The 20,071-nt window shown below is 31.4% G+C and carries 22 protein-coding genes; 4 read left to right on the top strand and 18 right to left on the bottom strand.

What is annotated here, in order from left to right; all coding sequences use genetic code 11:
* Window positions 1–574: 574 nt before the first annotated feature.
* From CLPU_RS05520 to CLPU_RS05540, 5 genes are all read right to left on the bottom strand, one after another.
* Window positions 575–1,129: a flavin reductase family protein gene (locus tag CLPU_RS05520; RefSeq protein WP_050354655.1), complete on the bottom strand. Its 555-nt coding sequence runs from the start codon at window positions 1,127–1,129 to the stop codon at window positions 575–577.
* A 137-nt stretch (window positions 1,130–1,266) separates the two neighbouring features.
* Window positions 1,267–2,136, bottom strand: a complete 870-nt coding sequence (locus tag CLPU_RS05525) for a hypothetical protein (RefSeq protein ID WP_050354656.1) — start codon at window positions 2,134–2,136, stop codon at window positions 1,267–1,269.
* Between the two features lie 79 nt (window positions 2,137–2,215).
* Window positions 2,216–3,616: a sensor histidine kinase gene (locus tag CLPU_RS05530; RefSeq protein WP_050354657.1), complete on the bottom strand. Its 1,401-nt coding sequence runs from the start codon at window positions 3,614–3,616 to the stop codon at window positions 2,216–2,218.
* The gene (locus tag CLPU_RS05535; RefSeq protein WP_050354658.1) at window positions 3,613–4,266 is read right to left on the bottom strand and encodes a response regulator transcription factor; all 654 of its coding nucleotides are present in this window, start codon (window positions 4,264–4,266) and stop codon (window positions 3,613–3,615) included. Before CLPU_RS05535 ends, CLPU_RS05530 begins: the two co-directional genes overlap by 4 nt.
* A gap of 330 nt (window positions 4,267–4,596) precedes the next feature.
* Window positions 4,597–5,121, bottom strand: a complete 525-nt coding sequence (locus tag CLPU_RS05540; RefSeq protein ID WP_050354659.1) for a dihydrofolate reductase family protein — start codon at window positions 5,119–5,121, stop codon at window positions 4,597–4,599.
* Window positions 5,122–5,238: 117 nt separating this feature from the next.
* Between CLPU_RS05540 and CLPU_RS05545 the strand changes: the two genes are divergently transcribed.
* On the top strand, window positions 5,239–6,189 hold the full coding sequence (locus CLPU_RS05545; RefSeq protein ID WP_050354660.1) for a helix-turn-helix transcriptional regulator: 951 nt from the start codon (window positions 5,239–5,241) through the stop codon (window positions 6,187–6,189).
* A gap of 108 nt (window positions 6,190–6,297) precedes the next feature.
* On the top strand, window positions 6,298–6,729 hold the full coding sequence (locus CLPU_RS05550; RefSeq protein ID WP_050354661.1) for a GNAT family N-acetyltransferase: 432 nt from the start codon (window positions 6,298–6,300) through the stop codon (window positions 6,727–6,729).
* Between the two features lie 210 nt (window positions 6,730–6,939).
* Here the strand turns inward: CLPU_RS05550 and CLPU_RS18330 are convergent, their stop codons facing one another.
* The 8 genes from CLPU_RS18330 to CLPU_RS05580 all read right to left on the bottom strand — a co-directional run bounded on the left by CLPU_RS18330 (window position 6,940) and on the right by CLPU_RS05580 (window position 12,403).
* Complete coding sequence (locus CLPU_RS18330; protein WP_479691160.1) at window positions 6,940–7,026, bottom strand: hypothetical protein; 87 nt, start codon at window positions 7,024–7,026, stop codon at window positions 6,940–6,942.
* Window positions 7,027–7,135: 109 nt separating this feature from the next.
* Window positions 7,136–7,924: a type I methionyl aminopeptidase gene (gene map, locus CLPU_RS05555; RefSeq protein WP_422717871.1), complete on the bottom strand. Its 789-nt coding sequence runs from the start codon at window positions 7,922–7,924 to the stop codon at window positions 7,136–7,138.
* Entirely contained in the window at window positions 7,876–8,010 is a 135-nt protein-coding gene (locus CLPU_RS18195; RefSeq protein WP_422717870.1) for an SEC-C metal-binding domain-containing protein, read from the bottom strand. The genes map and CLPU_RS18195 overlap by 49 nt, the downstream gene beginning before the upstream one ends.
* Window positions 8,011–8,043: 33 nt before the next feature.
* Window positions 8,044–8,430 (bottom strand): helix-turn-helix transcriptional regulator, encoded by a 387-nt coding sequence (locus CLPU_RS05560; protein WP_050354662.1) that lies wholly within the window; start codon window positions 8,428–8,430, stop codon window positions 8,044–8,046.
* 329 nt (window positions 8,431–8,759) lie between these two features.
* On the bottom strand, window positions 8,760–9,251 hold the full coding sequence (locus CLPU_RS05565; protein WP_050354663.1) for a Csac_0668 family 2Fe-2S cluster-binding (seleno)protein: 492 nt from the start codon (window positions 9,249–9,251) through the stop codon (window positions 8,760–8,762).
* A 250-nt stretch (window positions 9,252–9,501) separates the two neighbouring features.
* On the bottom strand, window positions 9,502–9,903 hold the full coding sequence (locus tag CLPU_RS05570; RefSeq protein ID WP_050354664.1) for a GNAT family N-acetyltransferase: 402 nt from the start codon (window positions 9,901–9,903) through the stop codon (window positions 9,502–9,504).
* A 993-nt stretch (window positions 9,904–10,896) separates the two neighbouring features.
* Entirely contained in the window at window positions 10,897–11,415 is a 519-nt protein-coding gene (locus CLPU_RS05575) for a nitroreductase family protein (protein ID WP_050354665.1), read from the bottom strand.
* Between the two features lie 268 nt (window positions 11,416–11,683).
* Window positions 11,684–12,403: an oxidoreductase gene (locus CLPU_RS05580; protein ID WP_200898500.1), complete on the bottom strand. Its 720-nt coding sequence runs from the start codon at window positions 12,401–12,403 to the stop codon at window positions 11,684–11,686.
* An 83-nt stretch (window positions 12,404–12,486) separates the two neighbouring features.
* Between CLPU_RS05580 and CLPU_RS05585 the strand changes: the two genes are divergently transcribed.
* Window positions 12,487–12,831, top strand: coding sequence for a winged helix-turn-helix transcriptional regulator (locus CLPU_RS05585; RefSeq protein WP_050354666.1), 345 nt, complete (start codon window positions 12,487–12,489; stop codon window positions 12,829–12,831).
* Window positions 12,832–12,913: 82 nt separating this feature from the next.
* On the opposite strand, the gene CLPU_RS05590 is transcribed toward CLPU_RS05585, so the two are convergent.
* The 3 genes from CLPU_RS05590 to CLPU_RS05600 all read right to left on the bottom strand — a co-directional run bounded on the left by CLPU_RS05590 (window position 12,914) and on the right by CLPU_RS05600 (window position 16,078).
* Complete coding sequence (locus CLPU_RS05590; RefSeq protein WP_157857703.1) at window positions 12,914–14,395, bottom strand: phytoene desaturase family protein; 1,482 nt, start codon at window positions 14,393–14,395, stop codon at window positions 12,914–12,916.
* Between the two features lie 64 nt (window positions 14,396–14,459).
* Entirely contained in the window at window positions 14,460–14,780 is a 321-nt protein-coding gene (locus tag CLPU_RS05595) for an AbrB/MazE/SpoVT family DNA-binding domain-containing protein (protein WP_050354668.1), read from the bottom strand.
* A gap of 503 nt (window positions 14,781–15,283) precedes the next feature.
* A complete protein-coding gene (locus tag CLPU_RS05600) occupies window positions 15,284–16,078 on the bottom strand; it encodes a CPBP family intramembrane glutamic endopeptidase (RefSeq protein ID WP_050354669.1) in 795 nt (264 codons plus the stop codon).
* Between the two features lie 899 nt (window positions 16,079–16,977).
* On the opposite strand from CLPU_RS05600, the gene CLPU_RS17820 reads away from it, so the two are divergent.
* The gene (locus tag CLPU_RS17820) at window positions 16,978–17,268 is read left to right on the top strand and encodes a cupin domain-containing protein (RefSeq protein WP_235436114.1); all 291 of its coding nucleotides are present in this window, start codon (window positions 16,978–16,980) and stop codon (window positions 17,266–17,268) included.
* Between the two features lie 127 nt (window positions 17,269–17,395).
* On the opposite strand, the gene CLPU_RS05610 is transcribed toward CLPU_RS17820, so the two are convergent.
* Both CLPU_RS05610 and CLPU_RS05615 read right to left on the bottom strand, forming a co-directional pair.
* A complete protein-coding gene (locus tag CLPU_RS05610; protein WP_200898501.1) occupies window positions 17,396–19,270 on the bottom strand; it encodes an ATP-binding cassette domain-containing protein in 1,875 nt (624 codons plus the stop codon).
* Window positions 19,271–19,634: 364 nt separating this feature from the next.
* Complete coding sequence (locus CLPU_RS05615; RefSeq protein WP_200898502.1) at window positions 19,635–20,066, bottom strand: MarR family winged helix-turn-helix transcriptional regulator; 432 nt, start codon at window positions 20,064–20,066, stop codon at window positions 19,635–19,637.
* Window positions 20,067–20,071 lie beyond the last annotated feature (5 nt).

A 20,071-nucleotide genomic window follows, 5' to 3' on the forward strand; every position in this document is an offset into this window, starting at 1 on the left:
CTCTAATAATATCAATTTTGTTCTATTATACCCTTCTTTTTCGCTTTCAATAATTATCAGAATAACTTTATAAATCCTGTATTTTTCTTATTAATGAAGAAGTATTGTAGATATATACGTTTACAATATTTCTTTTATTACTGTAAATTACATTTATAAAATCTCTTAACGATTTTTCCATGATCTAATTCCGTCTCATTTTTTGTAGACTTTTTTCTTTAGCAAAACTATAGTTTCCTTCATAACGGCTTATTTTATTATTTTTAGTCTAATAAATCACATCGAAAAGCTTATCTAAAAAATAGTAATTATGAGAAAATACAATAATTCTTTCTTTATTCATCTTTTTAGTACTTATATTTTGAGCTATACTTTTTGTATTTAGTATTTTATTTCCTAGAGTATTTATTAGCTCATTATAAATAACCATACTTTTATTTAGATTAATGTTTTTCGTTACCAGTTAGTTTTACTATAATATTATTCTTTTCAAGATTATTGATATTACTTATCCTTAGGGCAATATAAATTAGTATAAAAAATGGCTATCTAAGAATAGATAGCCTTTAATTAATTATTCATTTAATAGTTCCAAACCTGATTTAAATATAGTACCTATTGATTGATCCAAATCACAGTAACTACTTTCCATCATAATCATTGGATTTATTTTTATAGGATCAAGTTTCTGTTCAGTCATACATTGTTCATTCACATATACAGCAACTATTTCACCTAAAAACATTTCAAAATCAAATATAGGAATAATCCTAATAACTTTACAAAGATAGTTCAATGGACATTCTTTGATCATCGGAGCTTTCCCAAGTTCATCATAAAAGGCTGTGAATATACTTGACTTATCTACTGTCTTTCCAGATACTATGCCACAATAATGTGTTTTCTCAACCAAATCTGATGATGGTATATTTACACTAAAGTATCCATTCTTCTTTACTCCTAAAGTTGTATGATGGGTACTTTTCAATGAAATATAAAGTACTGGTCTCATGCTCACTACACCATATGCTCCAAGAGTAGCATAGTTGGGTTTGCCATTGACATCTGCCCCAACAATTACTGTAGGAAATGGACCGAATGGCTTATTCGGGACTTTTATTTTCTTCATCTTTATTCCTCCCACTTATATGGTTTTATTTCAACATTAACAATTATAAGTGAAATGTGAAAAAAGAATAGACTTTTTCTTACCTATGAGTTATTGTATTGTAATAGTGTGCCCCTAAGCCTATATGAATAGTTTTTTTATTTTTCTTCTAATTTTTTTAACATATAGTTTCCTGTATCTTGTTGTTCAGTTTCATCAATATGATTAGCTGCTTTTTCACGCAATTCTTTTTCAATCTTCTCTTCTAAAATTTTCGCCTCTTTCACCCAACTATCAAATTCTACACTAAGTAATTCCTGATTATATCTTGAAAAAGTTAATTGAGCTTCTTGCCCGTTATCAGACTTTACTATTATAGAGATACCAGGATTTTTGCCAATATCATTACTAATATAACTCTGTGACGAATATTCTGCAGATACTACTTGACCAGATACAAGCTGATACTTTTTAGCCGCTTCTTTGGCAAGAGCTATGTATTTTGATGAATCTTTTACAAGATCCATATCCATACCAACATTGATGTTTCCAGTCCAATATCTTGACTGACTTGTACTACGATGCTCGCCTGTTACAGAGTCTACAGTAAATGAATATAAAAGGTTTTCGTCAATAGTAATAATACCTTCCCATTGTGCACGAGGTTGATCAGATGTTGCTGCACTGTAAGTCATCTCGATTGTTTTGCCACTCAAATCCACTCCAAAAATTTTCCAAAGATTTTGAGCTCCAAGTTCAGCAGCCTCTTCTGCAGACATATCCTTCGCAGTTGGTTTTTCAGAATACTCTCCAATCTCTACATTATATGTTGCTTTTACATAACCTAATGGTACAACAGATTTTTTTACCTTACTAACTGACGATGAATACGCAGTCGGAATAATTTTTGTTTTGTTAACTACCTCAGCTTTTACTGATTGTGTCAACCCACTGAAAGACAGTGTACAAGTACCAATTGCTGCAACTGTTCCTATTACTACTTTTTTCAGATTACTACCTTTAATCATTTTACTCTCTCCTTTAATCTTTAATATTTGTGATCACATTACTAGGATAATCCATCATGATTATCAAACTATCATCAACTTATTGAAAAGTTGTAAAAGTTATTTTTACCGTAGTACCTTGATTAGGTTGAGAAGAAAATGAGATCTTAGCACCATGGCAGGTAGCAATCTGCTCACATAAGGCCAGTCCTAAACCAGCACCACCCTCTGCACAGTTACGTGATTTATCTACACGATAAAATGCCTCTGTAATATGACTCATTTGTTCTTCTGTCATTCCTCTACCATTGTCCTCTACTATAACTGTTTTTCTGTCGTCTTCATAAAAAGCATCTAACTTCACTATATCACCAGTCTTGCAAGCTTTTATCCCATTATCCACCAGATTGACTAACATACATTTTAACAATTCACAGTCACCTGCCAAGCTGTCAAACTGATAGTTATATTCCAACTTTACCTGTTTTTCCGACGCTTTTTTATGCAACTTTTCCACTGTGTTATGAAAAAGCTCTGGTACGCTAACCTTGGTAAACGTGATCTCATCATTGCGTAGCATAGCAAGATCTAATAAACGATATGCCAAATTCTGAAGTCGACGACTTTCTGACATAATATAGTCAGTCGCTGATAGCTTTTCTTCTTCTGTAATAACTGCTTTCTGAATATATTCCGCATATCCATAAATAGTCGTCAAGGGAGTGCGCAGTTCATGAGCAAAATTATCAATAAAACACTGTTTTTGCTCAGCTGACCTTGCAAGCTCTAGCATTTGGTTCTGAATTTCCTCTGCCATATCGTTGAAACTTTGAGCCATTTCTGAAAGTTCATCGTTGCCTATTATCGGAATTCGATTTTCATATTCTCCTTTAGCTATTTTCTGCGAAGCGATTGAAATTTGTTTCAATGGTTTGAAAATATAGTTAAGTAATAAAATTAAACAAAATGCAAGTAAAAAAGAAAGTATGATTCCAACAGTATATAAAATGCTTGTAACTTTGTTCCATGAAGCAATATTTTCTGATAAATCGTAAAGATAGGTTAGCGTATATTCATCATAAGGAGCGGGAAGCGTTCCAGCTACACTAATATACTCTTTTTCCTTTAACTTTACTGTTGACAGAATTCTATTTCCTGCTATCGGACTTTCCTTTTTACTAGAAAATGTCTTCTCCATGGGTATGCTAGAATAAAGTGTCTGTCCTTTCTTAGATATTTCTAAAAATAAATTTTTCTTTCCATAATAGCTAACATAGGATTGAAAAAGTAATTCCATTGCACTTTCTGCCTCTGTTCCTCTATTTTCTACTGCATTTAAGTCTTTGGCATAAGTAGTCGCAATAAAATAATGTTCTCCTAGGCAGCGTTCTCTGATACTGTTCAAATTACTATTCAAATTAACGAAAGAGATTAACAGAATGCTTCCATTAAAGAACAAAAGAAACAGTAGCAGTGTCATAAAATATGTTCTTAACTTCATGCTTGCACCTCTAGCCGATATCCTAGCTTGTATACAGTCTTGATATGCTTTTCCAGTCCTAATTTTTTTCGTAACCTCTGAATGTGTACATCAACCGTTCTGGTATCACCATCATAGTCGTATCCCCATGCAAGCTCTAAGAGTTTTTCTCTTGATAATGCGATATTCCTATTCTTAACAAGCACCTCTAATAGTTCATATTCTCTTGGTGTACATTCTATAATTTTATCATCTACAAATATCTGTCGACTGTCAAACTGAATCTTCACATTGTCCAATTCAAAACTTTCGTTTTCTTTTCTTGTTCGTCGAAGCACTGCATCTACACGTGCTAAAAGCTCTATCATTTCAAAAGGCTTTGTTAAATAATCATCTGCTCCCATATTTAAGCCTTTCACACGATCAGTCAAACTATTCTTTGCTGTGAGAAAGATAGTAGGAATTCCATCTATTCTTTCAAAAACATCAAATCCATCAAGTCCTGGAAGCATTACGTCCAATAAGATCAAATCAAATGAATGCTGATCAATAAAAGCCAGAGCCTCTCTTCCATCAAAGGCTGAAATACATTTATGTCCAACTAAGCTCATATTTTTTTTAATTAACTCATTGATGAACAATTCATCCTCTACGATCAAGATATTCGCCAATCTTCTCACCTCATTTACAATATATCATAAAGTTATTATAAAGTTGTAAAAGAAAATATAAATTTCTGTTTGGCAAATATCGATCAATTATAGATTTGTTTTTAAGCAAAATCTTTTAGAAGATAAATTATATCTATAAGCTAAGCGGTATTTCCTGAGATAGGTTCAAAGAAATTGTCAGCTAATGAGTTCTCTCAAAATACAAATTTACAAAACTAAGTCTAATACCATTGCCCTAAGATATATCTTTTTTATTACCACAGTTTTAAGCAACTTGCAAAATTATTTTTTAAGCCATCAAAATAGATATTGAATGCTCTTAACTAGGAATTAACGTTTTTTGTAACGTAGGATTATAATTCCGTTATCAACATAATATTCTTCAAGTTTTAATTTTATAGTAGGATTATTTTCAAGAAATAATGGCCTTCCTTTTCCTAAAATAGTTGGGATAATACCTATAATAAATTCATCAATTACGCCTGCTTTGATAAAGCTATCTATAAGAATGCCACCACCAAATAAGAAAATGTCTTTACCCTCTTTCTTCTTTTCATCAAGAATAACTTTACAAATATCATCGTTAATAAAATAAATATTTTCGTAGTTATCTAAAGATTTAGAAGTAGCAACAAATACAGTTTTTTCTTTAAATTCCTCGTGTAATTTTTGGTCATAGCAGTTTTTCCCCATAACAACTGTATCAATTCTATCTAAAAATTTCTCATAACTCCATTGTTTTTCAGTATTAAGTTTGTCATCTCCATCACCAACAATCCAATCAAAACCACCATCTTCATCAGCTATAAAGCCGTCAATACTCATTGCCAAATTCATTATAATTTTTCTACTCATCATAGAACCTCCTTTTAGTTAACCAATGTCATATCAATATAATTACTATTATTTGATATTAAATACATTATAATTTATAATAGTTGACATCCTATGTCATATTAGAAAGGAGATATTATGAAAGCAGATAGATTAATTTCTATATTAATGTTATTACAGATGCATAAAAAACTAACGGCTAATGAATTAGCTCAAAAGTTAGAGGTCTCTGTCAGAACTATTTATAGAGATATTGAAGCTTTAAGCAGTGTTGGAGTACCTATATTCGCTGATAGAGGAACAAATGGAGGAATAAAACTGCTAGGAGATTACAAAACTTCTTTAAGTGGAATAAATAATGATGAAATTTACTCTTTATTTCTTCCAACTGGAGATAAAGTTTTAGAAGATTTAGGATTTGAAAAACTCAAATACTCTACAATACTTAAACTTTTAGGAAGTTCTGCTCCAAATCAAATTAAGGAAGTTGAAAATATTCAAAACTATATTTATATAGATATGCATACTTGGAATGAGAACCCTGCAATTATAAATAAAGATATTCTTTCTTTATTACAGAATGCCATCTGGAACAGCAATATAATCAAGATAGTATATAGAAAGACAAACGAAACAAAAGAAGTAATCCTAAATCCACTGGGCTTGATATGTAAAAGGGGTATCTGGTATTTGATTGCAATGGATACTGAAATAATTAAAATATATAAAGTAAGTTCAATAGAAAGTGCCTTTTTGAAAAACGAACACTTCTATAGAACAAGTAATTTTAACTTAGAAGCTTATTGGAAGTCATCTACCAGCAATTATAAATCTCGAATTCTTAAATATACGTTCACTTTTATCGTTGACCCTTCGATTATAAATCATATAAAAGAAAGAAAATTTATCACTATAAGTAAAGAAGTTGTAAGAGACGATAAAATTTACTTAGATATAGCTTTTGAGGATATTTGGCTAGGCATTGAATTTGCTTTTGCGTATGGAAAAAATATAAGAATAATAAAGCCTGTTGAAGCAGTTAATGAAATTAAAGCAAAAGCTGCTGAAATCATTCAACTATATAAATAATTTTAAATATTGATAGTAAGGATAAAAAACACAACACAATTTTTTTGCAATGTTAGCTGGTTATAGCTCTGATTGGTCAGTATATTCATATAATGGGAGGTTTTAAAAATGTATGAAATTCGCTTAGCTGAAAGAAATGATATAAATTTGATTTATGACTTAATTTCTGAATTAGAGGGTGAACAGCTACCAAGAGATGCCTTCGCTGAAGTGTTTTTGAATAATTTGAACAATATGCATGTGAATTATTATGTTATTATTAATAATAAAAAAATTATAGGGTTTATTAGTATTCATATTCAAATGTTACTTCATCACGCGGCAAAAATAGCTGAGATTCAAGAATTGATTGTTTCGCTAGACTTTAGAGGTAAAGGTATTGGAAAGTTGCTTTTTGATAAAGCCAAAGAGATTTCTCAAAATAATAACTGCTCACAGCTTGAAGTATGTTGTAATCAAAAAAGAATATCTAGTCATGAATTTTACCTTAATCAAGGAATGACAAACCATCATTTTAAATTTTGTTTAAATTTAAAATAGAATTAGTCATAGATAATAAACAATAACTCTACGAGTCAATAGAGTAAATTTATCAACAAAATTCTATAGAATTGGAATCAGAGAAATCATTGTTGCCCTACTTTCCTTTCTTCCGTTTGCTATATACCGAAGATTTACCAGATATACAGCGTAACTACATCATGGTAAATACAAAACAGGAAACAAAGTAGCTAGAGCTACACATTCGAACTAACCATACTTTCGATAATAAAAATAATCTATACCAAATTTAACAAAGAAAAATATCACTATAATGAGGTTAATTACGAGGAACACAACCTTCCTATCAATGTCGAATTGTCAAACAGACTTTTTTATGCTCCTGTCTCCGTAAATTTGTCTTAAGGAGTTAAAAAGCTCTTTTATATTCACTTAAACAAATAAATTAATATGCTAGAATCTCATGTCCGTCGTCCGTTACTAGTACCATAACTTCACATTGTGCAGATGGTTTACCATCTACTGTATAAATGGTCCAACCATTTTCTTCATCTAAAAATACTTCATCAGTCCCAATATTCACCATCGGCTCTATAGTAAATATCATCCCCGGAACCATCAGCATTTCTGTTTTCGCCTTTGAAACGTAGCTCACCCAGGGATCTTCATGGAATTCTAATCCGATTCCATGTCCGCCAATTTCCTTTACTACAGAGTAACCGTTCTTTACAGCATGTTCATGTACCGCTTGCCCCATATCTCCAAGGAATTTCCAAGGCTTTACTTGTTCTAATCCTAAATTGACACATTCTCGCACGACACGAACTAGTTTTTGTTTTTCTTCATCCACATCCCAAATACAGAACATTCTGGAGGAATCAGAAAAATATCCTTTGTATATCGTTGAAACATCTACATTGATAATATCCCCGTCACGTAATACTACATCTTTGGAAGGTATTCCGTGACATACCTGATCATTTATAGATGTACATACACTCTTAGGAAAGTCTTTATATCCAAGCTGTGCAGGTATCCCACCGAGTTCTTTTGTTTTATGATAAACGAGCTGATCAATATCCTCTGTCGTAATACCTGCTTGTATATACTCTGCTAAACTATCTAAAACAGCAGTATTTATCTTGCCACTCTCACGTATTCCTGCAATCTGCTCCGTAGTCTTAATCAGATTTCTTGACGGGACAATATGTCCTTGTAACTTATATAATTTAATTTTGTCATCAAACTCTGCATGACACTTCTTATATTTTTTTGGCTCCCACACCAGCATAAATCATTTCTTCCCAATTTATTGAGCACTTCGCTTCCTCCTTTTATTGTTAATTATTTATCTCAAGGACTAAGACATTCGCTTTGATGGGACGGAAAAACATTAGGTTTCATATATAATTGAAGGGTGGTCATCTGCTTTCGACATTGATAGGGAGTACACCCAAAAGCATTCACAAAGGCTCTTGTAAAAGCTTCATGAGACGAATATCCGTATTTTAATGCAATTTCCAATAATTTGTATTGTGTATCTCTTACTTCTATTGCAGCAAGACTTAATTTGCGTTTCGATATATATTGTTTAAATGTAATTCCAATATTTTCGTGGAATTTAGCAGAACAATAAAAAGAGGAATATCCAACGTGATTAGACAAGTCTACTAATGTTGGATTCTCCATAATATTATTTTCAATCCAATCAATCATAATCTTTATCGTTTTTACAGGCAACGATAATCCCTCCTTTTATAATTATTATATCATTCGCTATAATTAAATACTTGATATGACTTGCAATAATAATCTCGCCAATTAATAAATAAAGAACATGTCCTATTTTTTTCATATAATCCTGTATAGTGTCGTTATTAACTTGGTAAACGAATTTATAACACCGAGAGAAATAATAAAGGATTTTTTAAAATTATTTTTCTCATTTTAATTCTTACATTTACAGAAATATAAAAGCTTCATTGACTTTTACGTCATAACAAAAAAACCCATAAATGAGCTTTAATAATAGTTAAACTAAAAAGGAATGTAACATAATAAAGTTATGATTATTTCATAGATAGTCCTTTATCTATTGCATCTTGAATTATTTGATGACAACATTTACCTAATGGATTATTCTTCTGACATTGAGCATTTTTCATTGCTCCAGTAAGTTTCAAAACATCTTTCATATTATTAGCACCATCTATTAAGATAGCATTTATAACTTGTTCTTCTGTCACTTTACTACAGTAGCAAACATATTTAGGATTGGCCTCTTTTTTGAACCATATAGGAACTTTCACTTGTTGTCTATTGAAATTAACTCCTGTCTTCTTGTCATAGTAAACAATATCACATTCTTCATTCATACATAAATAATAATCTGTATCATTAACTAATTCTACTAGAGTATCCATCACTAAATGCTTAACAGTAAAATTTTCTACTTTTATTCCGGATTCTTTACATACTGGACATAAATCATTATCCTTTACTTCATAAGTTAATGCTGTTTTGTCATCACAACAGCATTTATCTACTATCTCATTAGCCATTTTGTCTTTTCCTCCAAATTAAAAAAATAATAAAGAATCTCCTATATAATTCGTTAAATATACACCTTGGCAGCAACCTTCTTTACCACCTCATAAATATCGAGATTTTCTGTATTATCATTCATAAATTATATCCCTCAAAACATAGATACGCTTATCCCTAAGTAAACTGCTAAACTTCCGAATAAATCAAATATACCCCTCTGTATAGGATATTACTTCTATAAAATATTATTCTCCTAACCTTTTATTACAACTCTTTTTTGAAAAAATATTGTCCATAGTCACCAAAACATGGTTCGATTTTTCCAAATAATTCATAACCATGTTTCTCATAAAAGTCCGGTGCTTGAAAACTAAATGTATTTAAAATAATTCTTTTTGCAGACATACGCACAGCTTGCATTTCAAGGTAAGTTAATAACTTTGACCCATATCCTTTTTCTCGATATGCATCATCCACAAACAAGTAGTCAATAGTAATACAGTCTAAATCTCTTGATGCAACAATTCCAGCAATGCATTCTCCATTTTCATTTTCAATGCAGTAAGACAGATCTTCACAATCCGTAATATATTGACTATTGTACTCTTGTAAACGTCTGTGTATATACTTTGCATTTTCTTCGCTACAATTTTTTATTTTCTCCATGCAAATCACCCTCACAAAATATAAATTAGTTTTTAATGCTCAAAAGAGAGCCATCAACTTTTCAAGGATATTATCTTGGTGCAGATAGCAGGACTGCATACACCAAGTTATACTTATTTTCTCTAGCTTCCAAGTTTTCCACTATGATATCAATAATAATTATCTGCATCTATCGATATAAGTTTCTTAAACAAGAATCTTTAACCATGTCTAAATCTAGATAGTTTAGTTTCTTCTACTTCTTTATTTTTCCGGCTAAAACTGAGTAAACATTTTCAATATATCGCAACACGTACTAATCTGTTCATCCATATAATTTAATTCAATCGCACAAATAGCTTTATCAAGATATTATTCATACCAGTAATTCTCCACAACTTTAGGGACTAAAGATAAATAGTAGACCCATTTATCGTTGAAGCTTCGTGTTTTTTGAACCAGCCTTTGTTGAATCAACTCATTGATCCTGATTCTAACAACGAATTCTGAAATGTGCAGATACAATTTATTCAGTACGATATCATAGTAAAAACGGTGAATTATTTTTAGTAATAGCATAACACATAACACATCTTCTCATAAATAGTTAATTAAATATAATTATTAGATTAACCATATTGTGGACACATTGTTTCGTCAATGGTCAATCATTTAATACTTTTTGACTTTTTATATCTGTAAAAATAAAAGACTATTGACTTACGACTTAAAACTCATACAAAAAAAGATAAGTTTTGCTTAATTCAAATAACCTAGTTTAATTATTTTCTCATAAATAAAAATAGTCTAGTTTTTCTATAAAAACTTATCTCTTAAGTAAGTTGAAATTTAGAAGTCTTAGAAGTTCCTTTTATTTATATGATTATTTTATCAAATATAAGAAAGCAGATAGCCTTTTCCAACTTTTGTTACTTTAAGACTACCTGCTTTAGATTTATTCTCTTTTATTCTACTGTAATTCACTCTTTTAACCTATTTCGCATATCCTTCTCCTTAGAACGAATTATATGATACCGTTACTCCTATATCAAAACGTTTATCGTGGTATATATGAGGAACGCTCGTTTCATCTGGATAACCAATTGGCAAAAGCGCAACTGGAATGATGTTTTCAGGCAATTCAAAGGTTTCGCTCATCTTTTTGGGATCAAAATGCCCTACCCAAGTGCTACCTAATCCTAAATTGGCTACTTCAAGCATCATGTGAGTAGTCACAATGCTTACGTCAACATCTCCCATATCTTTGCCATCATATGATCTTTTCCAACTGATAGTATTATCGTAACAAATCAACAGAGCTAAAGGTGCATCAAAGTGATACGGTGTACAATCTCTTAGTTTACTTAAAGAATCCTCAGTATCCAGTACAAGAATACGCTGGGGCTGATAATTCACAGCCGTTGGAGCAACCCTACCTGCTTCCAAAATCAAATCTAGCTTTTCCTTTTCTACTTTTTTGCTACAAAACTTTCGAACAGAATATCTGTCCTTTACTAATTCTAAAAAATCCATAGTTCCGCCTCCATTCATTTTATTTTTAATCATCCTAAAGGGCAGTTTTGGCTTTTATTTGTGATGGTCATTTCTCCCCGCTTATAAACCATTGGCATTTTCTACATTCAAAACAAGACTTATAATCGTAATTTTTCAAGGACCTTGTAAGAAATGCTTCATCAGCTAAAAATGGTCTCCCATATGCCACAAAATCACACAGATTGTTTTCAAATAACTCATTTCTCCTGTTCAATGTTCCAATACTATTTACAACTGTTACAGGAATTCATACATGTTTTTTTATCTGTATACCTGTATATACAACCTCATTAAATATAAAGTCACTTGGGATTTCCAATTTCCTATCAACAGGTATGCCGGAGGAAATATGTAGGAGTTCTATCCCAATACGTTCTAATGCCTGTGCTGTTTGAATGTCAAGTTCTAAATCATCATTCCAGCCCATACGGTAAGAAATAATAAAATCATCGTCCGCAAATACTTTTACTTCTTCAACAATCTTTTTTACAAGTAGCAGTCTTCCATTGATATCACCACCGTACTTATCTCCTCGTTTATTTGATAAAGGAGATGTTACCATATTAAGAAAAAAGCTATGAGCACCATGTAGTTCTATCCCGTCACAACCAGCTTGTTTGCATAATTTTGCTGCTCTAACAAACTCGTTCTTGATTTCTTCCATATCATCTTCTGTTAATTGATCGATTGAATCTCCATTATGATAACCAATGCTAGGATAAGCAATTTGTGCGAAAAACTTGGTTCTGTTACTGTGACATGCTTCTACTAATTTTTTTAGATAGTCTATATGTGCATGTGAATAGACTTCTATACCTCCATCTTTACATGGCGACAACTCAAAATGAACCATTGGAGCCATTACTATTCTGTTCTTAAAATCAACATTTTTTATTCTAATTGAATTTAATATTTTCAATATAACTAACCTCCCAATAAAGCAACATATGAACCTTGTGTTTTTCACTTACTTTAATTATAATTAAAATAAAATCAAAAGAAAGTATGCACTTTTTAGTAGTATACTAACTAAAAGGAGAGTGTAATTGAATGGATACATTATGCAGGAGTAGACAAGCACCTTTTGAATATACCCTCTCTATAATAGGTGGTAAGTGGAAAATGAGGATTATATATGAATTAGGCTGCGAACGCATATTAAGATATGGTGAACTTAAACGAAATATTCCCTATATTACACATAAAATGTTAAGTACACAGCTTAAAGAATTAGAAAGTGATGGACTTATTATTCGTAAAGAATATCCACAAATTCCTCCAAAAGTAGAGTATTCTTTATCTGAAAAAGGGCTGTCATTGCTTCCGATTATTAATGAAATGTGCAAATGGGGTAGAGAAAACGCTTCAGAAGCGAAAGTCGAACTGATTACCTAATCGTTATAATTTGCATTTTCAAAAATATTAACTGGGTGCAGACAGAGAACTGACTGCACCCAGTTATGATATACGGTGTGTTTTATAACTTAATGCTTCGTTTTTCTTTCTTAAGTATTCTTTGTATAGCAAATTTTCCTGTAATTGCTGCACCAGGAAGTCCTCCTGGAGGGCTAATCCATTGACCTGCCAAAATTACATTTTCAAGTCCCTCAACATAAGCTGACGGATAAGGTCTCTTAGCGCTATATTTTGTGATCATAAATGCTTGGTTATAGCCTTTATAAGCATTACAATATCGCTTATAAGTCATTGGAGTCCAGATATCTAAAATCGTTAGTTTTCCCTTATATTCCGGAAATCTTTCCTCAACCTTTTTCATAATTTGCTGAGCAATTTCTTCTTTTCTATTACAGTATGCTTCTTTATCTTTATAAAGTTCAGACCAATAATCATAGGAATCTTCAGTAAGGCCTAATAAAATCTGAATAATTTGTTTTCCCTTTGGTGCAAAATCAGGCTCATATCCATAGGATTTAATCGTAAGCCTATCATTTACCCAAGATGCAAATTGCAAATCTCTAAAATCTATGATTGTTTCTGTGCCTACTACGTCCACATCGCAATCTACAGCAAAAGCTATTTGAAACATTCCATAAACAGGATATGCTTTTCTGTTTTCATACATTTCTTTCATAAGTGGCTCCATATAGGATTTTGGAAGCAAAGTTCCGAAAGTATAATCTGTATCACAAGCACATATCACATAATCAGCACTTATTACAGTACCATCTGACAACTGAATACCTTTTGCTTTATCATCTTCCAATACCACTTTTTGAACACTGGCATTAGTATATACCTTGCCACCATAGCTTTCAAATTTCTTTTGCATGCGAAAAGCTAAAGCTCTTGAACCACCTCTCGGCACACCACCATCTCCACTGGTAAAATTACCATATGCCATAGGAAAGGAGCTAGCCAACGATTCTTTCGTACAAAAATCAGAGATCATGCATCGAATCAACGGATGCTTAAACCGATTCATAAGATCATTGGTGTCCATACCTGCATATTCCTTAAATACTTTCATGGTATCTTTCATGGTAATACCCATTTTTATTCCATCAATTAAGCCAAACATTTCTGATGGTTTTTCTGCCGGAATCTGTACATTCTTCGACAGTTTAGTGAACTTCATCAGCTTCTTTATTTCCACTTCATCCTCTGGAGATAATAACATTAACTCTTGTTCAGTACGATTAATATCCTCCCATAAGGTGATTCTCTCCCCATCTAATTCTGATGTATACATTTTATCTGATTTTATAATCTCTATACCTTCTCCTATAGCACCTACATCTTGCCATATTTTATTAAGTGCTGTTCCCTCAGTAGTACCCATAAGCCAGTGAATACAGTTATCAATATGATAACCTTGTCTATCCCAACCTGTGCATTCTCCACCAACAATACTGTGTTTTTCATAAATCTCGACTTCAAAGCCTGATTTTGCTCCATAGACACCAGCTGTAAGACCCGAAATACCACCGCCAATAATCACTATTTTTTTCTTTTTCATAAAATAATCTCCTTTTGATTTTAACTACACATTACTGGAAATGTGTTTATTTGTTTTCATCAATTGGCTCTTGTACTTTCCGAACTTCTTCCGCAAATTGTATAAGTTCATCATTTTCAGTAGTATTTACCGAATTTTCCTTTGCAAGAAATATTTCATCGGCAATTTTATTGAAGAAATCGAGCCTGTGAATAGCAATTCCTCGTTCAACATCTGCAAGCAAAAGTAAAGTATCTCCAGGTTTAATGTCAAACATATCCCGTGCTTCCTTTGGAATGACAATTTGTCCTTTCGGGCCAACCTTTACTGAACTCATGTACTTACCTTCATCCTTAGTTTTAGGTGATTTTTTATTTTCGTTTTTCATATTCTCATATCTCCTTTTATCAATTATCAGTTGTATAAATAAGAAAAGTATAACTTGTTATACTTATAATACTTTATGTAGATGAAAATGTCAATTGAGATCGGGAAAAATTTTCAAGAGGTTTAAGCTCTGCTCTAATGTTAGCAAAATAAATTCCGTAACATTACCTATAGTTGGATGTATGTAGTAGTCATTGTATTCCAGCATTTCTTTTGAAGTATGTATATCTTAAATAAACTGTTTGATTAACTTTTTCTGATTCAAATTAACAGGAATCTCTAACTTGCTTTTGTTAATTTTCTCAATACCTTTATAAGTACTAACGTATCTCATATAGTACGCAAACTAATTTGATGTTCTCTCACATATATCTTAAGTTTTGAACACGTCACTCTACTCTCATTTTTTTGAGCAAAATAAAAAAGCGATCTTATTGATCGCTTGTAAGACTATTTTCTTTATTCTGATGTTGTTTCAATCAATGTTATTAAACGTATTGCTCGTTAGCTTGATATTTTATTCTTGTGCCATAGAATAAATCCCAATGCTGTAATAAAGTAGAATACAGCTAGCCATATAATCAAATCTACAATTTTTCCGATAAAAGCCACTAAAAAAAAGTTAAGCATAAAATGCATCCATATTGGAACAAACAAATTTTTACAACGATCATAACATATACCTATTATGACTGCAAAAGAAATAATACAAATAATAAATGATACTATGTATTTTATCAATTCAAGTCCAGCATATCCTGTAGATAGAAACCATAGGGGAGCATGCCAAAATGTCCAGATCAAGCCAACTATCAAAGAACTTTTAATTATGCTTGATTTTTCCTCAATGGCTGGCTGTAAAAAGCCTCTCCATCCAGATTCTTCTCCAGTTGCTCCTTGTAACAAAGTAAAGAAAAAACCAGATATTATTGTTGAAAATGAATAATCAAGTAACATTAGAAGTGGAACACCTTTTTGAAGTGATACAATGTATACACTTGTAATAAAAATCAGCATTTGTATTAGAGCAACGACCAATAATAAAGGAATACTAAGTGTTCTACCAAAAGCTTTTTTGTAAAAGTCTTTTACTGTACTTTCAGGAAAAATTTTTTTGAACAATACCAATAGTACAATCGTAGGTGTCCATGAGCATATTACAATTACCCATTGCATAATCCACGAATTTCCGCCGAGAAGTTGAACTATTCTACCTAATGAAAGTACCATTATCCAAAATAGTACATAGGTGTAAATCACAAATCGTTTTGTATAGTTCTCTGTTGTCTTAGATATCATATATTTTCCTCCAACATCAAGATTATATAAATTCACACTTATATGTACATGCTCATTCACTAAAGATTAATTCTGATAATCTCTAACAGTCATTATACCATTTTTTTGAAAATAAGTCATTGAATAAAAATGAACTAAATCCCGTTCATTAGCTTGTTATTTTCTTTATGTAATAAAAAATACTTTATATATAAAGTATTTTTTAAGATTTTTTATTTTTTGATGAAAAATCTTTTTCTTTATTTCTTTACTATCTTCTTTTACATCTTCAATAAGGTAGAATATGTCTATTATCCCTCCTAAAATCTCTAATTTAAAAAGAAAAATACTTATTAATAAATATTAATATATCTTCTAAAAAATATGAAAAGTGTCAAACTGATATGATACTTAAAGTAAATATAAATATAATTGAAATTATTAGATTAGCTACTACTTATACATGTATCTTGACATAATTATGATAATATTTCACAGAAATAATATAACAAACTCACCGAGATTATAACGAGTCTTAGAATTCACAAGTTTTCTAATTTAATAATTATTATCTCAAATACATAGTCCTTCTGTGAATTGAGTCACATCTCCTAAACGTAGGCCATATAATATTGGTAAAGCCTATGAAAGGAATGAATAATAATATGTATAGTTTTTACAATCCGTATCCATGTCCTTACTACTTTAACATGCCAATGTATTACCAGAACAATATGTATGATTATCCATATACATACTGGGCTAACACACCAATGTATTACCCAGACTCTTGGAGACAGTTTATTAAATTGAAGGATTATGGACCAAAACCCTTTGTAGTTAATATTGAAGAGGCTACTAAGCAAAATAATACTTTTCGTACTGCTTTATGGACGGGAAAATATCTGCAACTTACCCTGATGAGTATCAATGTTGGGGAAGACATAGGTTTAGAGATTCATAACGACCTTGATCAATTCATCCGTATTGAAGAAGGTCAAGGAATTGTTAAAATGGGAGATAGAAAAGATAAATTAGATTTTCAAAAAAGAGTCTATGATGACTATGCAATAATTATACCTGCTGGTAAATGGCATAATCTGATTAATACAGGTCGTAAACCACTTAAACTTTATTCTATTTATGCACCACCTGCGCATCCACATGGTACAGTTCATAAAACTAAAGAAGATGCTGAAGATCATCACTGATAATAAATATCAACCGACTTATTTCTTTTAAAGTTTTGATATAATATAAATAAAGGATGCTTAGTGTGATCAGCACTAAACATCCTTTATTCTCTATACTTTTTAGAAATAAACTTCTTATTATTAATTATCCTATATAATTACGTAAATGTTTTGCAGTATATGATTTTGTTGATCCTACTAAATCGACAGGATATCCTTGAAAAATTACTTTTCCACCTAAAGATCCACCTTGTAATCCCATATCAATAATCCAGTGAGCCTGACTAATAATTGATAAGTTGTGTTCTAAAATAATTAAGGTTGAACCTTTCTCCAATAATTTATAAAACAGTGACAATAAATTGTCTATATCAGCTTCATGAAGACCTGTACTTGGCTCATCCAAAATTAGTAAGTTATTTTCATTTTCATGTATTATTTTAGCTATTTTCAAGCGCTGAAGCTCTCCACCTGAAAAAGTATCTAAAGATTGCCCTAACTTTATATAACTTAGGTTCACATCAATTAAACTTTGAATAGCTCGATTTATTTGGTAATCATCGAATAAATCTTTGGCTTCTCCAACTGTTAATTGAAGAATATCATATATGTTTTTACCATGCCATTTGAAAGATAAAGCTTCATCGCTATATCTCTTCCCATTACACTTTTCACAAGTTTGTTCAATATCTCCCATATAGGCCAAATCTAGCTTAATATATCCTTTTCCCTTACAAACCGGACAGGCGCCCTTACTATTATAACTAAATAGTGAACGATTTTTATGAGATAGTTTAGCGAATATCTCTCTAATATTATCAAATACATTAAGGTAGGTTAGAATATTAGATCTATTACTACCACGTATAGGACTTTGATCCAAAAGTTTGGCTTGGGAGTATTTTTCTTTAAACAGATAACGAATAAGAGTACTTTTTCCTGAACCTGCTACACCTGTCACAACTGTTAATGCGTTTTTGGGTATTTTAACTGATGCATTCTTTATATTGTAGAGACTGACATTATTCAGGGTATAAAAGGAAGTAAATTCTATTTTTTCTTGATTCAAAGAATGTGTTCGTGATAATGTTTTTCCAGTGATTGTGTCAGAAGTCAGTAATTCTTTATAAGATCCTTCAAATGTTACGTAACCTCCATTAGCTCCAGCTAATTCTCCTATATTAATAATATAGTCAGCAATTTTTATAATATCAGGATCATGATCTACTAGAATAACGGTATTTCCCTTATGTTTCAATCCCTTCATGATTTTATTTATGCCTACAATGTCTTCTGGATGGAGTCCTACACTTGGTTCATCGAAGATATATAACACATCTGACAAAGAGCTATTTAAATGTTTTGTCATTTTGATTCTCTGAGATTCTCCACCAGAAAGAGTGCTAGTTGAACGGTTAAGAGATAAGTAATTTAAACCAACAGTCTGCAAGCTCTCTAGTTTTTTTACTAAATCTTTCAATACGATTTCTACACTTGAATTATTTATTGATTCAACAAAATCTAGTAGTTCAGTAATTGACATTGTAACACAATCAGCAATGGATTTTCCTTTAATTTTCGCTGATCTTACAACATCATTGACCCTTGTTCCATTACATTCAGGACAATGTTGAACTTCAAGAATATAATCTAAATCAGACGCATATTGTGAGTCTTCTTTGTCAATGAAGCTTTTTGTTATCCTTGGAATAACCCCAATATAAGTTGATGTTTTAGGCCAATCTTTTGTAGGATTTTTAGGTTTACTTCCAGTATCGTATAGAAGAAGATTTAATTCATCCTTTGAATAGTCAGATATCTTTTTATTATTATCAAAATTACCTGTTTCTGTATATCTAGTCAGTCTCCATCCACCTGGTTGAAATGTAGGGAATTTTATTGCACCTTCATTCAAAGATTTATCAAAATCAATGAGTTTTCTGATATTTATTCGTTTTGTTTCTCCTAAGCCCTTACATAAAGGGCACATTCCTTGAGGATTGTTAAATGAGTAAACCATTGAATAACCTATGAAAGGTTGCGCAATCCGTGAAAATAATAATCTAAGACTTGTGTAGATCTCTGTAACTGTACCTACCGTTGAGCGAGCATTGCCACTAATTTTTTTCTGGTCAACAACAATTGATACAGGTAAGTTATTGATTTCGTCAACATCTGGGGGAGCATAGTGAGGCATTAGCTGTTGAATATAGCTAGAATAAGTCTCATTTAATAATCTTTGAGATTCAGCAGCCAAGGTATCAAATACAAGAGAAGATTTTCCTGATCCCGAAACCCCCGTTATAACTGTAATCTTTTTCTTAGGAATCTTAATTGACAAATTCTTTAGATTATTAGTTTTAACACCTTTAATCATAATGGATTCATTCATTTTGAGTCATCCTTTCAGTTCTAAGTGCATTAGATAATTTGCTAGCTAGTTTCCCGAATTGCTCTTGTTCTTCTTCAGTAAATACTTTCTTAGCAATGAAATAAATTTGATTATGTCCATTGTGAATATTAGCTAATAGTTCTTGTCCCTCATTTGTTAGTGAAGTCAGCAACTCTCTTCCATCTTTATCACTTGGTTTTTGTTGAATATATCCCATTATTTTAAGTTCTTTGAGTGCTTTCGATAGTTTGGATCGACTGATTCCTAACGAAATGTTCAGATCAGATGGTAACATTAATTTATTTTGAGATATTAAATGTAAAATATCATATTGAAGCCAACTGATTTTCTTAGGATTAACTATGTTTCTTTCTGCTACAAGCTCACATTGTAGATTTATTAAGGCATTGTTTAGTAGTTCCAATATTT

Origin of the sequence: Gottschalkia purinilytica (assembly GCF_001190785.1) — a bacterium.
Taxonomy (GTDB): domain Bacteria; phylum Bacillota; class Clostridia; order Tissierellales; family Gottschalkiaceae; genus Gottschalkia_A; species Gottschalkia_A purinilytica.